The following is a 20,081-nucleotide window of genomic DNA, read 5'->3' as shown; positions in this document are numbered from 1 at the left end:
GTCATCCGGCGCAGGATCCGAACGCCAGGGGCCGCACCTCGATGGGCAGTGTGGTGGCGTCGGCGAGACCGCGCGCCCACTTCAGCGCCTCGTCCAGGTCGGGCACGTCGATGACGTCGAAACCGCCGAGATGCTCCTTGCCCTCGATGTACGGACCGTCGGTGGTCACCGTGCGCCCCTCGTCCGTGCGCACGACCGTCGCCGTGTCCGGTGGATGCAGGCCGCCGGAGAACACCCAGATCCCGGCCTCCCGGATCTCGTTCTGCCACGCCTCGACCCTCTTCATGATCGGTTCGAGGAACTCCGCTGACGGCGGTTCGCCGTCGGGCTGGTAGATGCTCAGCAGGTACTGCGCCATGTCGGGGTCCTTCCCCTCGGCGGCCGGCGGTTCCGGCCTCTCACCCTCTACACGAACGGTAGGGCGCCGATTCGACACCTGCGCGGAGAAATCCGCTGCCCACCCGCTCAGGCATCGCGGGTGGACAGCGGACGGTGTCGGGTGCGGCTACTGCGCGACGAGTTCGAGGATGGTGGCGTTGGCCTGACCGCCGCCCTCGCACATGGTCTGCAGGCCGTACCGGAGGTTGTTGCGGCGCATGTGGAAGATCATGTCGGTGAGGATGCGGGCACCGGAACCACCGAGCGGGTGACCGAGGGCGATCGCACCACCGTTGGGGTTGAGCTTGTCCTCGGGTGCGCCGATCTCCTTCTGCCACGCCATGGGCACCGGAGCGAACGCCTCGTTGACCTCGAAGACGCCGATCTCGTCGACGGACAGGCCGGACTTCGCGAGCGCCTTCTCCGTCGCCGGGATGGGTGCGGTGAGCATGATGACCGGGTCGGAGCCGGTCACGACGGCAGTGTGGATCTTCGCGAGCGGGGTGAGACCGTGCTTCGCCGCGGCCTCCTCGCTCATGATGAGCAGTGCGGCGGACCCGTCGGAGATCTGCGAGGAGTTCCCGGCGTGGATGACGCCGTCCTCCTTGAAGACGGTCTTCAGGCCGGCGAGCTTCTCGACGGTGGTGCCGCGACGAATGCCCTCGTCCTGGGAGACCACAGTTCCGTCCGGGGTGGTGACCGGCACGATCTGGTCGGCGAACAGCCCAGCGTCCTGGGCGGCGGCGGCGCGTTCGTGCGAGCGCGCGGAGAAGGCGTCCACATCGGTGCGGCTCAGGCCCCACTTCTCGGCGATCATCTCGGCACCGATGCCCTGGTTCGGCCGCACCCCGTCGTACCGCTCGAGAAAGGCCTCGGGGTAGGGCGACCCGCCCACCGAGGTCGAGGTGCCCATGGGCACCCGCGACATCACCTCGACGCCACCGGCGACGACGACGTCGTAGTGTCCCGCTTCGACGCTCGCGATCGCGAAGTTCAGCGCCTGCTGGCTCGAGCCGCACTGCCGGTCGATGGTCACGCCGGGCACGGACTCCGGCCAGCCCGCCGTGAGCACCGCGGTGCGGGCGATGTCGATGGCCTGCTCGCCGGCCTGCTGCACGCAACCCCAGATGACGTCCTCGACGACCGACGGATCGATGCCGGCGCGCTCGACCAGCGCGTTCAGGACCACGGCGGACAGCTGTGCCGGGTGCACGCCGGACAGACCGCCGTTCCTCCTGCCGACAGGCGTACGCACGGCCTGGACGATCACTGCACTCATGTTTGCTCCTTCTCGACCCGCAGGCGACAGCGGTGACGGCCGTCACGGCCGTCGGACGGGTCCGACACTACTTCGCGAAGGGGCCGGAAAGTGCTTGCGGACCATTCTTGTTCGGTATCGGACCCCTCACCCGTATCTATGGATCAGGAGCGCGCGAATTCTCAGGCCGGGCGCGGAGAATTCAGGTCGAGTCCGACGGCGCGCGCCATCTCCGCGCGCGGGGCGGGAAGACCCGTGAACTGCTCGACCTGCCCGAAGGCCTGGTTCAACAGCATGTGCAGACCGCTGACGACGCGGACGCCGCGCGCCTCGGCCGCTGCCGCCAGCGGCGTGGGCCAAGGGTCGTAGATCGCGTCGAGGATGCACGGGGCCTGTGCGAGAGCTTCCGCGTACGGCGCCGCCGCGGGTGCGGGCACGGTGCTCACGAGCGCTCCGGCCTCGGCGCAGACCCGGCCGAGTTCGGGTGCGTCGAACGACAGCCATCGGGCCTCGATGTCGTCGTCGAGACAATCGAACGTCGCTCGGGCCTTCTCCTCGGACCGAGCGACCACGGTCACCGAGCGCACACCGAGGTCGGTGAGACCGACGAGCGCCGGCCGCGCGGTACCACCCGAGCCCACGACGACCGCCGTCGCGTCGGACAGATCACCGACGCCGGCCGAGCGCAGTGCTCCGGACACGCCGTCGACGTCGGTGCAATCGGCACGCCACCCGTTCTCGATGCGCACGAGGGTGTTCGCCGAGCCGATCCTCACGGCCCGCTCAGTGCGTTCGGTGGCGAACTCGAGCGCCGCGAACTTGCCGGGCATCGTCACCGACAGACCGACCCATTCCTCACCGAGTGAGGACACGAGTCCCGGTAGTTGTTCACCGGTGCATTCGATGCGTTCGTAGGTCCACTCGGCGAGCCCGAGGGCCCGGTACGCCGCGAGATGCAACAGGGGCGACTTCGAGTGCGCGATGGGTTTCCCGAGGACCGCCGCCTTCCGGACACCCGACTTCGGATCAGCGGCCACTGTCGAGGATCCCGCTCGCGAGTGCCAGTTCGGTGTTCTGCAGGTGCTCCTCGTAGGAGTTCGCGAAGAGCGTGGTGCCCTTGTCGTCGATCGTCACGAAGTAGATCCATTCCCCCGGTTCCGGGTTCTCCATCGCCTGCAGCGCGCCGATGCTCGGTGACGAGATGGGCGTCGCCGGAAGACCGACCATGGCGTAGGTGTTCCAGGGGGTCACCCGCGCGCGGTCGGCGTCGGTGGTCGCGAGTTCGGTCTCGTCGAGCTCGTAGTTGACGGTCGAATCGAACTGGAGCATCTGGTCGATGTCGAGGCGGTTGAGGATCACGCGCGCGACCTTCGCGAAATCCTGTGGCAGCGCCTCGCGTTCGACGAGCGATGCGGAGATGAGCATCTCGTACGGGGTCAGCCCCACCCGTGCGGCCGCGTCGGTGATCCCCGTCGCGTCGTAGCTCGCAGCGCTTTCCGACACCAGGCGGGCAAGGATCTCGACGGGTTCGGCCGTCGGATCGAAATCCCAGCTGCCCGCGGCGATGAGGCCTTCGAGCTGCCGCCTGCGGTCGGGCACGTTCGCCACCGCGTCGCGCGCCCATTCCGGAACGCCGAGTGCCTGCAGGTCCGGGGTGGCACCGGCCGCGTCGAGTTCCTCGTAGGTGACGCAGTTCTCGGCGGCCGGATCGCCGTGGCAGCTCGCCTCCGCGATGAGTGTGTAGATGCCCTTGCGGACGGCACCGGTGTTGACGTCGCGGATGTCGTGGAGCTGACGTCCCTCGGAGATCACGAGCGCACCGACCCGGCTGGCCGGGTCGACGAGCGCGGCGACGGCGTCGACGGCCGGGATGTTCGTGGCCACCTGGTAGAAGCCGGGCTGCAGCGAGTTCATCCCCGAGTTCTGCACGGCCGCTTCGTAGAAGGCGGCGGAGCTCGCGACGACTCCCTTGTCGACGAACTCGCTGCCGATCTCCCCGGCGGTCTCACCCGGGTTGACCTGGACGACGACGGCGGGTCCGGGAGGTCCGGTGAAGTCCGGCGGAAGGTTCGTGCCGAGAAACCGGTCGTAGGCGAGATAACCGCCGCCCACGACGACGAGCAGGAGCACCGCGGCGGCGAGTGCGCCCACGACCCGTCCGCGTTTCTTGCGCCCGCTCGCCTTCGGATCGCGGCGTGCAGCGCGTTCCGAACCACCGACCGCGACGGGGACCGCACGTTGCTCGGCGGTGATCTCCTCCGCTGCGACCGCGTCGTCGGCGGGGTCGTCGTCGCGGTAGGCGTCACGGTTCGCGTCGCGTGCGGCGTAGGAGTATCCGCCCGGGTACTCGTCGTCGAGATGTCCACCCTCGGGGTGATCGGCCGGAGCGTATCCGGGATCGGTGTCGGTCGATCCGTCCTGCTCGTACCCGGCTCCTGCGTAGCCCCCGTCGCCGTAGCCCTGCTCGGCATAGCCCTGCTCGGCATAGCCCTGCTCGGCATAGCCCTGCTCGGCGTACCCCTGCTCGGCGTACCCCTGGTCCGCATAACCCTGTTCGGCGTAACCCTGTTCCGGGTGACCGGGCGGCGGGCCGTCGAACACACCCGGCTCGAAGTTCAGGACCGTGGTCTCGTGATCGTCCGGATCGGGTCGACGGGCCTCCGGGGTCTCACCCGGGGCGCCCTCGTACGCACCACCGCCGTACGGGTCGTGCCCGTACGCATCGTGACCCCGGGGGTCGGATACGTACGGATCGTCGTACCGGTACCGCGGGTCCGATCGATACGGATCCTCTGCTCCCGCGCGATACGGATCGTCTGCTCCGGTGCGATCGACCGGAGGTTGCGCGTACCCACCGGCATAGGGATCCGCGAACAGATCCTCCCGTGCGTTCTCCGAATGGTCGTCGTGTCGTCCGTGCCGGCTCACCGGCTGCCCCCCGCGTCACGCCCCGACTCGTTCACTACCGAACTCCGCTCGTCCAACCAACCCTGCAAGATGGCCACGGCGGCAGCCTGGTCGATGACCGGCCGCGCACCTCGCGCACTCACCCCGCTCTCGCGGAGGGCGCGCGCCGCAGTGACCGTCGTGAAGCGTTCGTCGGCCAGGCGCACGGGAACGTCGGGTAGGGCACGGCGAAGTCGGCGCGCGAAATCGCTCGCCAGTTTCGCAGCCTTGCCGGGCTCACCGCGCAGTGTCTGCGGCAGCCCGACGATAACCTCAACAGCCTCGTATTCCCTAACGATCTCGACGATGCGCCGGATATCGGGTGCGTCGGGTCCGCGTTCCTTGGACCGCGGCACCGTCTCGACCGGGGTGGCGAGGATGCCGTCGGGGTCGCTGGAGGCGACCCCGATCCGGACGCTGCCGACGTCGACTGCGATGCGGCGACCACGGCCGGGATCGTCCACTCCGGGACGATCGGGGCGCGGCGGTTCGGCCACGCTCAGCCGGCCAGCTCGCTCAGGCGGGCACGGAAGGCATCGAGTGCGGCCGGGATACCGGCCGGATCCGACCCTGCACCCTGCGCCATGTCGGGCTTGCCGCCACCGCGACCACCGATCGCGGGACCGAAGCTCGCAACGAGGTCGCCTGCCTTGATGCCCTTCTCCTGCGCTGCCTTGGTGGTGGCGACGACGAAGGGCACCTTGCCGCCGGCGTTGCCGAGCAGCAGCACCACGGCGGGCTCGGTGCCGAGCCGGCCACGGACGTCGGATGCGAGTGTGCGCAGGTCGTTGCCGGCGACACCCTCAGGGGCGGCCTCGGCCACGACGAGCACGTCACCGACGCGCTGCGCCTTGCCCACGTACGTTCCGGCTGCGGCGGCGACGTTCGCGGCGCGGGTCTTCTCGAGTTCCTTCTCGGCGGCCTTGAGCCGGTCGAGCAGGGCCTCGACACGTCCGGGCACCTCCTCGGAGGGAACCCTCAGGGTCGAGGACAGGCCCGCGAGCAGCGCGCGTTCCTTCGCCAGGTGGCGGTAGGAGTCGAGACCGACGTACGCCTCGACGCGGCGGATACCGGAACCGACGGACTGCTCACCGAGGAGCGTGACGGTGCCGACGTGCGAGGAGTGCTGCACGTGCGTGCCACCGCACAGCTCCATCGAGAACGGCCCACCGATCTCGACGACGCGGACCTCGTCGCCGTAGTTCTCGCCGAACAGGGCCATCGCACCCATCTTCTTGGCCTTGTCGAGGTCGGTGACGAAGGTGTTGACGGGATAGTTCGCCGCGACGGCCTCGTTGGTGACGGCCTCGATGTCCTGCTTCTGCTGCTCGGACAGGGCGCCGGGCCACGAGAAGTCGAAGCGCAGGTAGCCGGGCTTGTTGAGCGAACCGGCCTGCACGGCGTTGGGGCCGAGCACCTCGCGCAGCGCGGCGTGGACCAGGTGGGTGCCGGAGTGGCCCTGGGTGGCGCCCTTGCGCCACTCGGGATCGACCTGCACGAGGACGGCGTCGCCTTCGACGACCTGACCCTCGAGCACCGTGACCTTGTGCGTCCACAGCTGCTTGGCGATCTTCTGGACGTCGTCGACCTTGATCTTCAGGCCGGGGCCGGTGATGGTGCCGATGTCGGCGATCTGACCGCCGGACTCCGCGTAGAGGGGGCTGCGGTCGAGGATGAGCTCGACCTGCTGGCCCGCGCTCGCCGCGTGCAGGCGCTCGCCACCGGTGATGACGGCGAGCACGTGCGCCTCGGTCACCAGCTCGCTGAAGCCGGTGAACTCGGTGGGACCGCGGTCGAGGAGTTCCTTGTAGACGGTCAGGTCGGCGTGGGCGTGCTTGCGGGCGCGGGCGTCGTCCTTGGCGCGCTGGCGCTGCTCGGCCATCAGCGACCGGAAGCCCTCCTCGTCGACGGTCAGGCCCGCCTCGGCCGCCATCTCGAGGGTGAGATCGATCGGGAATCCGTAGGTGTCGTGGAGGGTGAACGCCTCGGTGCCACCGAGCACGTTGCTGCCCTGCGACTTCACGGTCTCGACGGCGCCTTCGAACAGCTTGCTGCCGGTACCGAGGGTCTTGAGGAAGGCCGTCTCCTCGCCCACCGCGACGGTCTCGATGCGCGAGAAGTCGGTGTCGAGTTCGGGATAGGACGGGGCCATGGTGTCGCGCACGACCGCCATGAACTCGCGCATGGTGGGCTTGTCGGCGCCGAGCAGACGCGCCGAGCGCACGATGCGGCGGAGCAGACGGCGCAGCACGTAGCCGCGGCCGTCGTTGCCGGGGTTGACGCCGTCGACGATGAGCATCGCCGCGGTGCGGGCGTGGTCGGCGATGACGCGGAAACGCACGTCGTCGTCGTGCTTCGCACCGTAGACGGCGCCGGTGAGTTCGGCGGCCTTGTCGATCACCGGGCGCAGCAGGTCGGTCTCGTAGACGTTCTCGACGCCCTGGAGCAGGAAGGCGACGCGCTCGACACCCATGCCGGTGTCGATGTTCTTCTTCGGCAGCGGGCCGAGGATCGGGTAGTCGTCCTTCGCACCGCCCTCACCGCGCTCGTTCTGCATGAACACGAGATTCCAGATCTCGATGTAGCGGTCCTCGTCGGCCTCGGGGCCGCCTTCGACGCCGTAGGCGGGGCCGCGGTCGTAGAAGATCTCGGAGCACGGGCCGCACGGTCCAGGGATGCCCATCGACCAGTAGTTGTCCTTCATGCCGCGACGCTGGATGCGTTCCTCGGGCACGCCGACCTTGTCGCGCCAGATCGAGAACGCCTCGTCGTCGTCGAGATAGACCGTCGCCCACAGCTTCTCGGGATCGATGCCGTAGCCGCCGTCCTCGACGGAGCCGGTGAGCAGCGACCACGCGAAGGTGATGGCCTCTTCCTTGAAGTAGTCGCCGAACGAGAAGTTGCCGGCCATCTGGAAGAAGGTGTTGTGGCGGGTGGTCTTGCCGACCTCCTCGATGTCGAGGGTGCGCACACACTTCTGCACCGACGTGGCGCGGGTGTAGGGCGGGGTCTGCTGACCGAGGAAGTAGGGCACGAAGGGGACCATGCCGGCGTTGACGAACAGCAGGTTGGGATCGGCGAGGATCAGCGACGCGCTGGGCACCTCGGTGTGTCCCGCCTTCACGAAGTGATCGAGAAAGCGCCTGCGGATCTCGTGGGTCTGCACGTCGATGGTCCTTTGTGGTCTGGCGATGGTGTGAACTACCCGGGACGGGCGGTCGATCCTGTCGATCGGCCGTTCTTCAGCTTATCGCGCCGCCCGAAGTGGCCTCGGTACGGCGCCGTGAGTACTCGGCGTCACCGCTCACCGCGCACGATGCGGCGCAGCTTGGGCAGGCGGGCCGACAGCTCCCGCTCCACGCCGCGGCCGGTCGGCTCGTAGTAGTCGACGCCGACCAGCTCGTTCGGGGCGTACTGCTGCGCGAGCACGCCGTCCGGGTGCGCGTGCGGGAACTTGTAGCCGATCGCGTTGCCGAGCTTCTGCGCGCCCTGGTAGTGCCCGTCGCGCAGGTGCGCGGGTACCGGACCGGCCTTGCCGGCCCTCACGTCGGCGATCGCGGCGCCGAGGGCGGCGGTGACCGATCCCGACTTGGGGGCGGTGGCGATGTGGATGGTGGCCTGGGCGAGTGCGAGCTGGGCTTCGGGCATCCCGACCTGCTGCACGACCTGCGCGGCGGCGACCGCCGTCTGCAGAGCGGTGGGATCGGCCATGCCCACCTCCTCGCTGGCCTGGATCATCAGGCGACGGGCGATGAAGCGCGGGTCCTCCCCCGCGACGATCATCCGTGCCAGATAGTGCAGGGCTGCGTCGACGTCGGAGCCGCGCAGCGACTTGATGAAGGCGCTCGCGACGTCGAAGTGCTGGTCGCCGTCGCGGTCGTAGCGGACGGCGGCCTCGTCGATGCTCGACTCCACGGTCGCGAGGTCGATGACGGCCGCGTCGCCACCGGAGACGGCGAGCGCGGTGTCGGCGGAGGCCTCGAGCGCCGTCAGGGCGCGGCGGGCGTCGCCGCCGGCGAGCCGGACGAGGTGGTCGAGGGCGTCGTCGTCGATCTCGACCGCACCGGCGAGTCCACGGGCGTCGGTGCGCGCGCGTTCGAGCAGGGCCCGGATGTCGTCCGGCCCGAGCGGCTGCAACTGGAGCACCAGCGAGCGCGACAGCAGCGGGGCGACCACCGAGAACGACGGGTTCTCGGTCGTCGCGGCGACGAGCAGCACGATGCGGTTCTCGACCGCGGCGAGCAGCGCGTCCTGCTGGGTCTTCGAGAAGCGGTGGACCTCGTCGATGAACAGCACGGTCTGTTCGCCGTGGGTGAGGCGCCGGCGTGCCAGATCGATGACGGCACGCACGTCCTTGACGCCCGCCGACAGGGCGGACAACGCTTCGAACCGGCGTCCGGTGGCCCCGGAGATCAGCGAGGCCAGGGTCGTCTTCCCGGTACCGGGCGGACCGTAGAGCACGACGGAGGCCGCACCCGATCCCTCGACGAGCCGCCGCAGCGGCGCTCCCGGTTCGAGCAGGTGCTGTTGTCCGACCACCTCGTCGAGACTCGCCGGTCGCATGCGCGCAGCGAGGGGCGCGTTCGCGCCGCCGGCCGCGACGGGTTGCCGGCGGACCTGCGGTTCGTCCTCGGGTTCCGGTTCGCGTGGCGCCTCGAACAGGGCGTCCGGTTCGGCAGACGGGTCGTTCGCCCCGAAAAGATCACTCACACATCCGACGCTACAAGCTCGCGCCGACGCCCGGTCGACGGCGGTGTTCGTCGTTCGTATGGACGGATGACCGACCGTGTGGTCGGATCTTGGTCGTGGCCACGACACCGTCCGCCGATCATGTGTCCCGCCGCGCCGTGCTCCGGTCGTCGATCCTCGCCGCCGGTGTTGCGGCCTTAGCCTCGACCACGCAGCACGCGCAGGCGTCCCCCGCCGTCTTCGCGCACGGCGTCGCGTCGGGAGATCCGTTGCCCGACGCGGTGATCCTGTGGACGCGGGTGACACCCTCGCCGGAGGCGACACCCGGCTCGGGTGCGGGACCGGACGTCCCGGTCACCTGGGAGCTCGCCCGCAGCAGCAGCTTCGACGCGGTGGTCGCAAGCGGGACCGCGACGGCGAGTTCCGTCTCCGACCACACGGTCAAGGTCGACGCCCGCGGGCTCGCACCGGGAACGACCTACTTCTATCGATTCCGCGCCGGCGGCGCCGTCTCCCTGACCGGCAGGACGTCCACCGCCCCCTCGCACGACGCTGCGGTCGGACGCCTGCGCTTCGGGGTCGTGTCGTGCGCCGACTGGGAGGGCGGCTTCTTCTCCTCCTACCGCCACCTCGCTGCACGCGACGATCTCGACGCCGTGATGCACCTCGGCGACTATCTGTACGAATACGCGGCGGGGAAGTTCCCCGTCGCCGGCGGCCGGGGCGTCCGGACGCACGAGCCCGCCCACGAGATCGTGAGTCTCGCCGACTACCGCATCCGGCACGCGCAGTACAAGACCGACCCGAACCTGCAGGCACTGCACGCGAAGGTGCCGTGGATCGTGATCTGGGACGACCACGAGGCGGCGAACGACGCGTGGGCGGGAGGGGCGGAGAACCACGATCCGCTCGTCGAGGGCGACTGGGCCTCCCGCAAGGCCGCATCGGTGCAGGCCTACGACGAGTGGATGCCCGTGCGTCCGAACGGCGGCCGATTCTACCGGCGTCTGCGGTACGGACAGCTCGCCGAACTGTCGATGCTGGATCTGCGGAGCTACCGTTCCCGGCAGGTCCTCGCAGTCGGACGGCAGGTCGACGATCCGGGTCGCACGATGACCGGACGGGACCAGATGGAGTGGCTCACCGCCGGCCTGACGACCTCCCCCACCCGATGGCAGTTGATCGGCAATTCGGTGATGTTCTCGCCGATCGTGTTGCCGCCCCTCGATCCGCGGACCACCGGAGCACTGACCGAACTCGTCGGAGTGCCGGCCGGAGGTGTGCCCTTCAACACCGATCAGTGGGACGGCTACACCGCCGACCGCCGGCGGTTGATGGACACCATCACGGCGGCGGGACTGCGCAACGTCGTCTTCCTCACCGGCGACATCCACACCTCCTGGGCGATGGACGTCCCGGTGGACGCCGCCGACTATCCGGGTGCGGGCACCGTCGCCACGGAGTTCGTGGTTCCGTCGGTGACGTCGGCGAACATCGACGAGTTGCTCGGCGTGCCCCCGCGTAGCCTGTCTCCCGCGCTGGAGGCGACGGCGACCGCGGCCAACCGGCACGTGCGGTTCGTCGAACTGGATTCGCACGGTTACGGCGTACTCGACGTGACTCCCGAGGCGACACAGATGGAGTGGTTCTTCATCGGCGACCGCACGGATCCGAACACGGCCGCGCGTCGCGTCGCGGGATACCGGGTGGCCGACGGCGCGACGAGGATCGAGCCCGCCGCTCCGCTGGTGTAGACGCCGGTCGGCGCCTGCCGGATCGACCGCGCTAGCCGGCGGCGCGGTCCTCGAGGTGGGCGAGCACGTCGCGGGCGTGTGCGGCGACGTCGTCGTGGCATGTCGCGGTGGCGAACTCGGCGAGCAGCGACCAGCGGGCGCGGAGCGCGGGGATGCGCGGCACCGACAGTCCGTGTTCGCGTACCGAGGCGATCCGGGCATGATCCTCGGGCAGGAACAGGTGCGTGCTCAGCCAGATGCACGCGAGAAGGGCGTCGAGCAGCCGCTCCTCGAGTACCTCGTCGTAGGCCAGCTGCGGCCACATGGCGACGACCTCGGCGCGCCACGCGTCGGCCATCGCACGGATGCGATCGACGGACAGCGGCACCGAGCACAGGCACAGCGGGAAGGAGCTGAGGGCGTACGCGATGTCGAGGGTCGCGTCGCGGAAGCCGCCCCATTCGTAGTCGAGGAACTGCACGCCCTCGTCGCCGACCACGATGTTGTCGGGGCACAGGTCGGACGGGCTGAAGGCCCGGAAACGACCGCCGGTGAAGAGCTTGGACGCCCGCTCGGCACGCTCGCGTACCGACTCGGGCACCGACAGACCGAAGTCGGCCTCGAGGAGCTCGGGCACGCCCCGCACGGCGTCGAGAGCCTGCTGGGACACGGCGTCGGCGACCCGCGCGACGTCGGCGCGACGCAGCAGCGCCGCGAAGTCCTCCTCGCGGCCGACGGTCGCGGCATGCATGCGCCCGAGTGCCTGGGCCAGGGCCATCAGAGTGTTCCCGGCGGCCTCGGAACTGTTGCGCAGCACCTCCGACAGCGTGGTCGCGTCGCCGAGATCGCTGAGGACCAGCAGGCGGGCGTCGAAGTCGTAGGCGAGCAGTTCGGCGCCCGGACGGTGATCCTTCGCCAGGGCCGTCGTGAACTGGTAGGAGACCGCCTCGCGGAGGAAGGCGATCTGCTCGTCCGTCTCGGAACCGCGGAAGTCGACGTGGCCGGTGCCACGCGAGGGCGGTACCTGCTTGAGGACGAGGGTGCGCGGGAGCGAGAACGGATTGGCGGCCACTCGTACCCGTACGACCACCGAGCGGCCACTGCCCCCGAGATCCACGGGATCGGTCAGGGTCACCGTGGCGCCGGTACGGCGGGTGAGCAGCGCTTCGGCGGCGTGAACCACCTCGGACACGGGGTCTGCCAATGTTGCGGTCATCACTGCCCAATCTACAGGTTCCCGGTCACGACGAGGTCGTCCACAATGCTCGGATCGAGCAGGACCTTCCTCACCCGCGCCCGGCCCACCAGGTCGCTATTGTCTGCTTTGCGAGGGAAAATCGCTGTTCATGCGGGCGTGTCCCCGTCCGCGCCCCGGCAACTCCGCGCTTCGGGCACCGATCACGATCGGGACACGTCACGATCATTCGGGTGAAACGTGTGTCACCTTCTGAAAACCACGGGCCGTACCGCGGTCCACCGCAGCCTTCACGACACCGAAGATCAGACCCTGGAGGGCAGCCGCGATCAGCACGTCCCGGGTGCGCTGCGACAGATCCTGGGGTTCGGGCCGTTCGTCACTGCCGCCGACCTTCTTCCACACCTGGTTGAAGACGGCTCCGGCGAGGATGCCGCCTCCCACACTGGCTGCGAGAGCGAGCGGCTTGTAGAAGATCACGCGTGCGTCGGCCATGGATACCTCCTCGATCCGTCGCCCCCGTTGGCGCCGGACCGACGGAGTACCCGGGCTCGATCCTCACAAACCTCATCGGGCCCACGAACCTCACCCGGGAACACCGCCGGACGGCACACACGACGGCGCGGCGCCCCCGTCCGGAGACGGGCGACACCGCGCCGTCGACAGCTACGGGTGATCAGGCCTTGTCGGTGCCCTCGGTCTCGGGTTCGGGCACGAAGTCGATGCCCGTCTCCTTGCGCTGCTCCGGCGTGATCGGGCCGGGAGCATCGGTCAGCGGATCGACACCGCCACCGGACTTGGGGAACGCGATGACCTCGCGGATCGAGTCCACCCCGGCGAGCAGCGCGGTGATGCGGTCCCAGCCGAAGGCGATGCCGCCGTGCGGGGGCGCGCCGTACTTGAACGCCTCGAGCAGGAAGCCGAACTTCTCGTTCGCCTCCTCCTCCGAGATGCCCATCACCTTGAACACCCGCTCCTGGATGTCGGGGCGGTGGATACGGATCGAGCCGCCACCGATCTCGTTGCCGTTGCAGACGATGTCGTAGGCGTACGCCAGCGCCGAACCCGGATCGGTGTCGAAGGTGTCGATGTACTCGGGCTTGGGCGAGGTGAACGCGTGGTGCACCGCGGTCCACGCCGAGTGACCGAGGGCGACATCGCCACTCGCGGTCGCGTCGGCCGCCGGCTCGAACAGCGGGGCGTCGACCACCCACACGAACGCCCAGGCGTTCGGATCGATCAGATCGAGCTTGCGGGCGATCTCGTCGCGGGCCGCACCGAGCAGGGCGCGCATCTGCTTGGTCGGACCGGCGGCGAAGAAGATGCAGTCGCCGGGGTTCGCGCCCACGTGCGCGGCGAGGCCCTCGCGCTCGGCGTCGGTGAGATTCTTGGCGACCGGACCGCTCAACGTGCCGTCCTCACCGACGAGCACATAGGCGAGGCCCTTGGCACCGCGCTGCTTGGCCCACTCCTGCCACGCGTCGAGCTGACGACGCGGCTGGCTCGCACCACCGGGCATGACGACGGCACCGACGTACTCGGCCTGGAAGACACGGAAGGTGGTGTCCTTGAAGAACTCCTTGCACTCCACGAGTTCGATGCCGAAACGCAGATCCGGCTTGTCGGTGCCGAAGCGGCGCATGGCCTCGGCGTAGGTCATCCGCGGGATCGGGGTCTCGAGTTCGTAGCCCACCAGACGCCACAGCGCGTGCAGCACCTCCTCGGCGAGGAGGATCACGTCGTCCTGGTTGACGAACGCCATCTCGATGTCGAGCTGGGTGAACTCGGGCTGACGGTCGGCGCGGAAGTCCTCGTCGCGGTAGCAGCGGGCGATCTGGTAGTAGCGCTCGATGCCACCGACCATGAGCAGCTGCTTGAACAGCTGCGGGGACTGCGGCAGAGCGTAGAAGTTGCCGGGCTGCAGACGGGCCGGGACCAGGAAGTCGCGCGCGCCCTCCGGCGTCGAGCGGGTGAGGGTCGGAGTCTCGACCTCCACGAACTCGTGGTGGGCGAGCACCGCGCGGGCCGCAGCGTTGACCTTGCTGCGCAGACGGATGGTCTTCCCGGGCTTCTCGCGACGCAGATCCAGGTAGCGGTACTTCAGGCGCGCTTCCTCGCCGACCTGGTCGTCGAGCTGGAACGGCAGCGGGGCGGCCTCGTTGAGAACCACGAGCTCGGAGGCGTCGACCTCGATCGCACCGGTCGGGATCTCGAAGTTCTGGTTGCCCTCGGGGCGGATGTCCACCTTGCCGGTGATCCGGACGCAGTACTCCGCGCGGAGCCGGTGCGCCTGCTCGAGGACGCCGGCGCTGCGGAAGACCACCTGCGATACACCCGAGGCGTCGCGCAGGTCGATGAAGATGACCCCGCCGTGATCGCGTCGCCGGGCAACCCAACCGGTGAGGGTGACTGTCTGCTCGGCGTGCTCGGCTCGCAACGAGCCGGCGAGATGGGTGCGCAGCACGGAATTCCTTTCGAAACGATCAGCGACGGGTTCGTCGGCTGTAATCCTACGAAAGACACGATCGGCCCGAGCGCACCCGTACCGAATAGTTCGTGCCAAGCTTGTCCGAATCCGACGAACACAGGAGAAAGCGGCGGCGATGACGTTCAGAGAAGGTGCACGCATGGATGCGGGCCGGGTCCGTACCGGCGGCGGTGGGCGCGGTGGAAAGCTCGCTCTCGGTGGCGGGGCCGGTGGCCTGATCGTCATCATCCTGGCGCTGCTGTTCGGCGGCGATCCGTCCTCGCTGCTCGGCTCGGGAGTGCCCGACACCTCCGGCGATCCGCAGGCCGAGAGCGCACTCGAACAGTGCGAGGTCGGCGGCAGCGCCGCGAACGAGAACGTCGACTGCCGGGTGCTCTACACCGTCGGGTCGCTCGACTCCGTGTGGGAGCAGCAGTTCGGGACGCAGACCGGCGTGGCCTACGTGCAGCCGGAGGTCGAGATCTTCACCTCGGCCACGTCCACCGGGTGCGGCAACGCCACCAGCGACATCGGGCCCTTCTACTGCCCGGCGGACCGGACCGCCTACTTCGACACCAGCTTCTTCGACGAACTCGAGACGCGATTCGGCGCCAGCGGCGGTCCGCTCGCGCAGGAATACGTCGTCGCCCACGAGTTCGGGCACCACCTGCAGAACCAGCTCGGCGATCTCGGTCGCGCGCAGGCCGATCCGCGCGGCCCCGAATCCGGCGCCGTCCGTACGGAACTGCAGGCCGACTGCTACGCCGGGGTGTGGGCCTACCACGCCGACAAGCTGCCCGAACCGACCACCGGCGAGCCCTTCCTCGTGCCGCTCACCGACACCGACATCCGCGACGCACTGTCGGCAGCATCGGCCGTCGGCGACGACCGGATCCAGCGGGCCGCCACCGGCCGGGTGAACCCGGAGGGCTGGACGCACGGGTCGTCCGAGCAGCGTCAGGCATGGTTCCTGGCCGGCTACCGCACCGGCCGGGTCGACGCGTGCGACACCTACTCGGCACGCGATCTCGACAACCCGCCTGTACTGCGCTGAGTCCGTGCGCCTCCGGCACTGCGCTGAGTCCGTGCGCCTCCGGACACCGTCACGCGACGGTGACGGTCATGTTCGCGCGGTCGGCGACGAGATCGGCATGCTTCCGCATGCGCAGGGAGATGGGCCAGGTGCCGGCGCGGCGCGCCTTGAAGAAGAAGACCCGCTCGCCGGTCCCTCCCGGCAACGGGTTCTTCGACGGCACGAATCGGATGTCGCGAAGGACGAGCCCTTCTCCGACCCTCGACGTCGACCAGCAGTAGTCCCGGGAGGTGTTCTCGGGAAGATGCAGCTCGATCATGTCCCCGACACCGACAGTGACATCCTTCGGACCAGTGGCGATGTGCTTCATGACCTCAGGATAGCCCGCGAATGTGATTCCCCTCACTCTCGCGACGATGACGCTCGTGCACTGGTGGCGGCAGCGATGTGTGATGGGACACAAAACGGGGCATTCGTTCTCCATGCACGAGGAACGAGCCGGAATCACACGCAGCGACGCGGTGATGGGAGGACGCCTTCTCGCTCTGGCACACGAGAACGGCTACAGCGAACTGACCGAAGAGGTCGCGGCGCTGGTGTCGAGCGCCGGTTCGGACTCGCCGTCACAGATCACTCCCCCGCTCTACGGGGGCGTGCTGAGGTGGACGGTCTCGACGATCGCCGACGTCGTCGTCGACAAGATCGGTCCGCAGGTGCGGGGCGACGAGAGCTTCGAACTGACCATCCGGACCGAGAGCGGCCGTCACGTCCGGCCGGAGGAACTTCCGCAGCCGGAGAGCACCGTGATGAAGGCGGTCGTCGACGCGCTCGCCGGCGACTCGATCGCAGCCCGCAGCGACCTCGACGAAGTGGTCTTCGCGATGGACTGGGCGTCGCAGATGGAAGCGCTGGTCGAGGCGGTGCTCTGGCTCGATCGGCTTCTCGACACACCGGTACCGGAGGGGAACGACACACCGCCCTGGTGACGTCCACCCCCGGAAGGGAGTGACGGCGAGCGATGGCCGCCTTCACTCCCCTGACCCCCGAGATACTCACGATCTCCGTCGCCGATCGCGCCGCAGCGCTCACCGGACGCGTGTGTGTCGCCGTGAACGCACCGGACGCGGCGGATCCGGTGGAGTTCGCGCAGCATGTCGCGATGGAACTGAGAACGCGGGGCCGCGCGGCGGACGTCGTCGATCTCCACGATTTCGTCCGGCCCGCGTCGCTCCGGCTCGAGCACGGGCGGACCGATCCGTACAGCTACCGCCACGACTGGTTCGACTACGCCGCGGTCGACCGGGAGGTGCTCCGCGCGGTACGCGAACACCAGCGGTGGCTTCCGCGTCTGTGGGACGAGCGCACCGATCGTTCTGCGCGCGAACGCCCTCGGCGAGCGGCGGAGGACCAGATCCTCGTCGTCGCCGGCCCCATGCTCCTCGGCCGTGGTCTCGACTTCGACGTCACCGTCGTCCTGACGATGTCCCGGGGCGCACTCGAAAGGCGCACGCGCGCCGAGGATCACTGGACGATCGACGCGGTGCTCGAACACGACGAGACGGACGCGGACGTCCTGGTGCGCTACGACCACCCCACCCGCCCGGCAGTGCGGACGCGATCGGCCTGAGCGCTCCTGCCGTCGCGGATCATCGCCCCGATCGAGGCTTGGCCAGGACCCGGTGGACGGCCGAGGTCACCGCGTCGGGCGCCACCGTGCCGAAGACCGCCATCGACTTCGCGAGCACGGACCCGGGCACCACGTTCGCCTCGCTGCGCATCAGAGCGGCATAGCCGTCGCGCGCGACGTGGGCGGGATCGTCCTTGGGCGCCTTCCCGAGGATCGTGTCGAGCATCCCGGCACGTGCGAAGAAGTGGGTGTCCGTGGCCCCGGGCAGCATGGCCGTGAGCGTGACCCCGCTGCCGTCGAGTTCCTTGCGGACGCCGTCGGTGAAGGACTGCACGAAGGCCTTGGATGCGTTGTACACGGCCTGGTACGGGCCGGGCATCTTCGACACGACCGACGAGGTGACGAGCATCCGGCCCGAACCCACCCGCAGCATGTCGTTCAGCAACAGATGCGCCAGATGCACCGTCGAGCGCACGTTGACGTCGACGATCGAGAGAACGTCCTCGAGCTCTGCGTCGACGAACGCCCCGCCGATCCCGACACCGGCGTTGAGCGCAGCCGCCGCCGGGACGCGACCTCCGGCCGTCGCCGCCTCGTGCACCGCCCGGACCCCTTCCGGAGTCCTCAGATCCGCGTGGACCGACATCACCTCCGCACCGGACATCCGCAGGTCGGCAGCGACCTCGTCCAGAGTGTCCGATCTCGCCGCGAGCACGAGGTCGTATCCGTCGGCCGCGAACAGGGCCGCCAGCTCCCGGCCTATGCCTCGCGATGCTCCGGTCACCAGAGCGAGAGGTCGAGCGTCGTTCATATCTCCTCCTCGGCACGTATGGCTCGCGGGTACCCACACCCCGTCGGCTCGACACGGCACCGGGAGCTCGCAACCGTTTGGGTCGGGCACGTCGTCGGGTATGCGGGAGACATCCTGCGCTCGCCCCGTCACGGGCAGTCCCTTCCGATTCCTGGAGTCCACTTGCAGCACAAGACATATCGGCCGTCGTCCGACAGAGCATCGGAGGATGCCCGCGAGGAACTGTGCGCCGCGGCGCAGAAGGTGTTCGGCTGGGACACGCTGCGTCCCGAACAGTTGGACGCGATGGTTCCGCTGCTCGACGGACGCGACGTCCTGGCCGTGATGGCCACCGGCTCCGGGAAGTCCGCGATCTATCAGGTGCCCTCACTGCTGCTACCGGGGGTGACGGTCGTCGTCTCCCCCTTGATCGCGTTGCAGAACGATCAGATCGCCGGTCTGGACCACTCGGAGGCGCCCGAGGCGGTCGCGATCAATTCGCGCCAGCGCGAGTCGGAGAACGAGGCGAACTGGCAGGCCGTGCTCGAACACGACGCCGACTACGTCTTCCTCGCTCCCGAACAGCTCGCCAAGGACGAGGTCCTGGAGCGCCTGAGGAGCGTGGAGGTCTCGCTCCTCGTCGTCGACGAAGCGCACTGCGTCGCCATGTGGGGGCACGACTTCCGGCCCGAATATCTGCGCCTGGGAGACGTGGCCGAGGCTCTCGGCCGACCACCCGTCGTCGCACTCACCGCGACCGCCTCACCCCCGGTCCGCGAGGACATCGTCGAGGCGTTGCGCATGCGGGATCCGCTCGTCGTCGCCGGAGGTTTCGACCGGCCGAACCTCGACATCGAGGTGCGCAGACACACCGACGACGGCGAGAAGCGACGCGCCGTCGTCGAAGCAGTGGCGTCCCTGTCCGGTCCGGGCATCCTATACGCCGCGACCCGCAAGGACACCGAGCGGTACGCCGAGGCCCTGCGCGAACGCGGGATCGATGCGTGCCCTTATCACGCCGGGATGCGCGCGGCCGAGCGCGAGGACGTCCACCTCGGATTCCTCGACGGTCGCTGCGATGTCGTGGTGGCGACCTCCGCCTTCGGCATGGGTATCGACAAGCCGGATGTGCGTTTCGTCGTGCACGCCTCGGTACCCGACTCGGTCGATTCCTACTACCAGCAGATCGGGCGCGCCGGACGCGACGGGGAGCCGGCCACCGTCCTGATGTTCTACCGTCCCGAGGATCTGTCGCTCGCGACCTTCTTCACCACCCACAACCCCGACGAGGAGCTGATCGGCCGGGTGTTCTCGGCGGTCCGCTCCGCGTCGCCGATGAAGCTCGGACGGCTGCGTACCGAACTCGACGTGCGGGGCCGGAGACTGTCAAACGCGGTGAACCTGCTCGAGCGGTGCGGGGCTCTCGTCTCCGGCCGACGCGGACTCTCCGCCGCCGACATCCCACGACGGAAGGCGGTCGTGCGCGCACGCGAGACGGCTGCCTCGGGTGAACGACTGGACCGGTCGCGGGTCGAGATGATGCGCGGCTACGCCGAGACCCGCGGATGCCGCCGCCGGTTCCTGCTCGGATACTTCGGCGAGGCGCTGTCCGACCCCTGCGGCCGGTGCGACACCTGCCGGGACGGCGCGTCCGACGAGGCCGCAACGGTATCCGTGCTTCCGGGCACCGAGACGGCGCAGGTGGACTGCGAGACGTCGGCGTTCGCCCCGAACACTCGCGTGGTGCATGCCGAGTGGGGACCGGGAGTGGTGATGACTTGCGAGCACGATCGCGTCACCGTCCTGTTCGACAGCGAGGGCTACCGGACGCTGTCGCTCGAGGCGATCGCCGAGTCGGGGGTGCTGACGGTCGACGATACCGATCGCCCCGACGAGACCCACACCGACACCCTGCCTGCCCACATGGAAGAACCCGTGGCGTGAACCACGGGTTCTTCCGGATCC

17 protein-coding genes are annotated in these 20,081 nt (G+C 69.1%); 5 read left to right on the top strand and 12 right to left on the bottom strand.

Annotation, left to right across the window (positions count from 1 at the left end):
* Position 1: 1 nt before the first annotated feature.
* The 7 genes from B9C99_RS15515 to B9C99_RS15485 all read right to left on the bottom strand — a co-directional run bounded on the left by B9C99_RS15515 (position 2) and on the right by B9C99_RS15485 (position 9,292).
* Positions 2–358: a YciI family protein gene (locus B9C99_RS15515; RefSeq protein ID WP_088898490.1), complete on the bottom strand. Its 357-nt coding sequence runs from the start codon at positions 356–358 to the stop codon at positions 2–4.
* A gap of 147 nt (positions 359–505) precedes the next feature.
* Positions 506–1,657, bottom strand: coding sequence for a thiolase family protein (locus B9C99_RS15510; protein WP_088898489.1), 1,152 nt, complete (start codon positions 1,655–1,657; stop codon positions 506–508).
* Positions 1,658–1,818: 161 nt separating this feature from the next.
* Positions 1,819–2,673, bottom strand: a complete 855-nt coding sequence (locus tag B9C99_RS15505) for a shikimate dehydrogenase (RefSeq protein ID WP_088898488.1) — start codon at positions 2,671–2,673, stop codon at positions 1,819–1,821.
* A complete protein-coding gene (mltG, locus tag B9C99_RS15500; RefSeq protein ID WP_088898487.1) occupies positions 2,663–4,564 on the bottom strand; it encodes an endolytic transglycosylase MltG in 1,902 nt (633 codons plus the stop codon). Before mltG ends, B9C99_RS15505 begins: the two co-directional genes overlap by 11 nt.
* Positions 4,561–5,079, bottom strand: coding sequence for a Holliday junction resolvase RuvX (gene ruvX / locus B9C99_RS15495; protein ID WP_026061030.1), 519 nt, complete (start codon positions 5,077–5,079; stop codon positions 4,561–4,563). Before ruvX ends, mltG begins: the two co-directional genes overlap by 4 nt.
* 2 nt (positions 5,080–5,081) lie before the next feature.
* Positions 5,082–7,748, bottom strand: a complete 2,667-nt coding sequence (alaS, locus tag B9C99_RS15490; RefSeq protein ID WP_016691643.1) for an alanine--tRNA ligase — start codon at positions 7,746–7,748, stop codon at positions 5,082–5,084.
* A 131-nt stretch (positions 7,749–7,879) separates the two neighbouring features.
* A complete protein-coding gene (locus tag B9C99_RS15485) occupies positions 7,880–9,292 on the bottom strand; it encodes a replication-associated recombination protein A (RefSeq protein ID WP_088898486.1) in 1,413 nt (470 codons plus the stop codon).
* 95 nt (positions 9,293–9,387) lie between these two features.
* Between B9C99_RS15485 and B9C99_RS15480 the strand changes: the two genes are divergently transcribed.
* Positions 9,388–11,025, top strand: a complete 1,638-nt coding sequence (locus B9C99_RS15480; RefSeq protein ID WP_088898485.1) for an alkaline phosphatase — start codon at positions 9,388–9,390, stop codon at positions 11,023–11,025.
* A 31-nt stretch (positions 11,026–11,056) separates the two neighbouring features.
* Here the strand turns inward: B9C99_RS15480 and B9C99_RS15475 are convergent, their stop codons facing one another.
* The 3 genes from B9C99_RS15475 to aspS all read right to left on the bottom strand — a co-directional run bounded on the left by B9C99_RS15475 (position 11,057) and on the right by aspS (position 14,663).
* Positions 11,057–12,220, bottom strand: a complete 1,164-nt coding sequence (locus B9C99_RS15475; RefSeq protein ID WP_026061028.1) for a kinase — start codon at positions 12,218–12,220, stop codon at positions 11,057–11,059.
* Positions 12,221–12,424: 204 nt separating this feature from the next.
* The gene (locus B9C99_RS15470) at positions 12,425–12,694 is read right to left on the bottom strand and encodes a DUF4235 domain-containing protein (protein ID WP_006551422.1); all 270 of its coding nucleotides are present in this window, start codon (positions 12,692–12,694) and stop codon (positions 12,425–12,427) included.
* A gap of 181 nt (positions 12,695–12,875) precedes the next feature.
* Positions 12,876–14,663, bottom strand: coding sequence for an aspartate--tRNA ligase (gene aspS, locus B9C99_RS15465; protein WP_016691638.1), 1,788 nt, complete (start codon positions 14,661–14,663; stop codon positions 12,876–12,878).
* Positions 14,664–14,802: 139 nt separating this feature from the next.
* Here aspS and B9C99_RS15460 point away from each other — a divergent pair, with 139 nt between their 5' ends.
* The gene (locus B9C99_RS15460) at positions 14,803–15,720 is read left to right on the top strand and encodes a neutral zinc metallopeptidase (RefSeq protein WP_016691637.1); all 918 of its coding nucleotides are present in this window, start codon (positions 14,803–14,805) and stop codon (positions 15,718–15,720) included.
* Between the two features lie 49 nt (positions 15,721–15,769).
* Here B9C99_RS15460 and B9C99_RS15455 read toward each other — a convergent pair whose 3' ends face one another.
* Entirely contained in the window at positions 15,770–16,069 is a 300-nt protein-coding gene (locus tag B9C99_RS15455) for a protease inhibitor I42 family protein (protein WP_016691636.1), read from the bottom strand.
* Positions 16,070–16,151: 82 nt separating this feature from the next.
* On the opposite strand from B9C99_RS15455, the gene B9C99_RS15450 reads away from it, so the two are divergent.
* A complete protein-coding gene (locus B9C99_RS15450; protein ID WP_237451178.1) occupies positions 16,152–16,685 on the top strand; it encodes a hypothetical protein in 534 nt (177 codons plus the stop codon).
* Positions 16,686–16,717: 32 nt separating this feature from the next.
* Positions 16,718–17,326, top strand: coding sequence for a hypothetical protein (locus tag B9C99_RS15445; RefSeq protein ID WP_016691632.1), 609 nt, complete (start codon positions 16,718–16,720; stop codon positions 17,324–17,326).
* Positions 17,327–17,345: 19 nt separating this feature from the next.
* Here B9C99_RS15445 and B9C99_RS15440 read toward each other — a convergent pair whose 3' ends face one another.
* A complete protein-coding gene (locus tag B9C99_RS15440; RefSeq protein ID WP_088898483.1) occupies positions 17,346–18,137 on the bottom strand; it encodes an SDR family oxidoreductase in 792 nt (263 codons plus the stop codon).
* A gap of 162 nt (positions 18,138–18,299) precedes the next feature.
* Between B9C99_RS15440 and B9C99_RS15435 the strand changes: the two genes are divergently transcribed.
* Positions 18,300–20,060: an ATP-dependent DNA helicase RecQ gene (locus B9C99_RS15435; RefSeq protein ID WP_088898482.1), complete on the top strand. Its 1,761-nt coding sequence runs from the start codon at positions 18,300–18,302 to the stop codon at positions 20,058–20,060.
* Positions 20,061–20,081: the final 21 nt, after the last annotated feature.

This window comes from Rhodococcus sp. BUPNP1 (assembly GCF_002215235.1).
In the GTDB taxonomy this organism is placed as follows: Bacteria; Actinomycetota; Actinomycetes; order Mycobacteriales; family Mycobacteriaceae; genus Rhodococcus.
This window is presented reverse-complemented; position numbering and strand designations above follow the sequence as displayed.

Excerpts from the sequence above, each read along its gene's own strand:
- B9C99_RS15510 (WP_088898489.1), bottom strand. The coding sequence starts at position 1,657 with ATGAGTGCAGTGATCGTCCAGGCCGTGCGTACGCCTGTCGGCAGGAGG.
- B9C99_RS15440 (WP_088898483.1), bottom strand. The coding sequence starts at position 18,137 with ATGAACGACGCTCGACCTCTCGCTCTGGTGACCGGAGCATCGCGAGGC.
- B9C99_RS15475 (WP_026061028.1), bottom strand. The coding sequence starts at position 12,220 with ATGACCGCAACATTGGCAGACCCCGTGTCCGAGGTGGTTCACGCCGCC.
- B9C99_RS15445 (WP_016691632.1), top strand. The coding sequence starts at position 16,718 with ATGGCCGCCTTCACTCCCCTGACCCCCGAGATACTCACGATCTCCGTC.
- B9C99_RS15450 (WP_237451178.1), top strand. The coding sequence starts at position 16,152 with ATGGGACACAAAACGGGGCATTCGTTCTCCATGCACGAGGAACGAGCC.
- B9C99_RS15470 (WP_006551422.1), bottom strand. The coding sequence starts at position 12,694 with ATGGCCGACGCACGCGTGATCTTCTACAAGCCGCTCGCTCTCGCAGCC.
- B9C99_RS15460 (WP_016691637.1), top strand. The coding sequence starts at position 14,803 with ATGACGTTCAGAGAAGGTGCACGCATGGATGCGGGCCGGGTCCGTACC.
- B9C99_RS15515 (WP_088898490.1), bottom strand. The coding sequence starts at position 358 with ATGGCGCAGTACCTGCTGAGCATCTACCAGCCCGACGGCGAACCGCCG.
- B9C99_RS15455 (WP_016691636.1), bottom strand. The coding sequence starts at position 16,069 with ATGAAGCACATCGCCACTGGTCCGAAGGATGTCACTGTCGGTGTCGGG.